Annotated in this window: 2 protein-coding genes; one reads left to right on the top strand and one right to left on the bottom strand. The window is 51.0% G+C overall.

The genetic code is table 11. The annotated features are described in order from the left end of the window. Nucleotides 1–281: 281 nt before the first annotated feature. Nucleotides 282–572, top strand: a complete 291-nt coding sequence (locus tag ACR3FF_RS27055) for a HalOD1 output domain-containing protein (protein WP_458191185.1) — start codon at nucleotides 282–284, stop codon at nucleotides 570–572. Nucleotides 573–685: 113 nt separating this feature from the next. Here the strand turns inward: ACR3FF_RS27055 and ACR3FF_RS27050 are convergent, their stop codons facing one another. Beyond that, nucleotides 686–1,030 carry a DUF7344 domain-containing protein gene (locus ACR3FF_RS27050; protein WP_458191183.1) on the bottom strand — a complete coding sequence of 115 codons (345 nt, stop codon included), beginning with the start codon at nucleotides 1,028–1,030 and terminating at the stop codon, nucleotides 686–688. Nucleotides 1,031–1,324 lie beyond the last annotated feature (294 nt).

Genomic DNA, 1,324 nt, shown 5'->3' with positions numbered 1-1,324 from the left:
CGAGTCCGAAAGAGCACCGTCTGGCTGAGGGATATTGAACACATTCACTCAACCAGACATCTTCCTAATTAGACTAACGCTTTAGCTTCAGTTCTCACATCGGTTGGGAAGTACCGATAGTTGTGTGATCGGGGAATTTCTGTGGGGAGTTATCCAACATTTCAGTTTTTATATCTACAAGTTATAATAGGGCGGTTCCAGTAACGTGTAGAGTACGAAATAGCGGCTGACCCCATCGCATACTCGGTTTAATACTGCTATTTAGCAAGAAAACGTATCTTATGCGCCCTACGAATACCAACGACAGGCCACCTGCTGCATCGCCACAACCACTAAGTACGCGCGTGCTGACGATCGTCGCAGACGCGAACGAATGCACGCCAGATGATCTAGACACATTGTACAATGTGATCAATCCGGAAGCCCTCGATGAGCTCTTTGCGCCACAGGCCGATGGCACGACGCGATCACAGGGTTCTGTCTCGTTTCAGTATGCCGGGTACTGGGTGACGGTCTCGAGTGAGGGCGATGTGAGCCTTGAGATCGATGACTCAGAGGGAAACATGAGCTGACACCCAGTAGCAGCGCTCGTCTAGAGTGGCAGCAGTGACCGTTGTTGCTATCAAATCCCTGACTTTCATTCTGTAGAATGCTCTGGTATTACCCTAGTCGCGTCACAGAATCTCTACTGCTCAATCTCTGCTACGATCGCGAGGAGTTGCTCGATCGATTGGAGCGTGTCTGTTGCCATCACTGTATTTCGATCAGCATCGATGGTCACGAGATGTGCATCCACTAACTTCGGTAGATGGCAATGGTGGAACACAGTTGTTTCCTGCTGCAAAACCTCCTCTGGAACCTCGTTCTTGGCTACCTCGTGCTGATCTGCACTGATCTCCTGAACCAGGTCTGCGATCGCGATAGGTCTGGAGCACTCGTGGAGATACGAGAGGGCGAATCGCCGACGTGGATCAGCAAGTGTCTCGAACACAGCATTCAATGAAGGGTCTGTCTCATCCCGTGTCTCCAAATAACGTGCTGGTGAGTTCGAACCCATAGGTGTACTTCGTTTATGGATTGATGAGAATCACCGGCATGACCGGTCATGCCTTTATATACTACCCATCCGTGTTCGGTTAAGGAGCGAAGCCGGCAGACGGTGCTGTCTTGATAAGGTGATCTTCAGAAACCGCGTAGAGAGAGGGTGTGCTAACAGAACTCTCTCCAACACTCATACGACGGCGACTGACTTCCCTCTTTCCAGTAGCGCTTATCGAAGACATCGCGCGCGAGCGCGATGTCGTCCAACGCCACCGGACAATCG

The organism is Haladaptatus ordinarius, from assembly GCF_054177595.1.
Note: the sequence above shows the minus strand (reverse complement) of the source record. Positions and strands in the feature narration are given on the sequence as shown.

What these genes read in the sequence shown, in the direction of transcription:
- ACR3FF_RS27055 (WP_458191185.1), top strand. Translation starts at nt 282, where the DNA reads ATGCGCCCTACGAATACCAACGACAGGCCACCTGCTGCATCGCCACAA.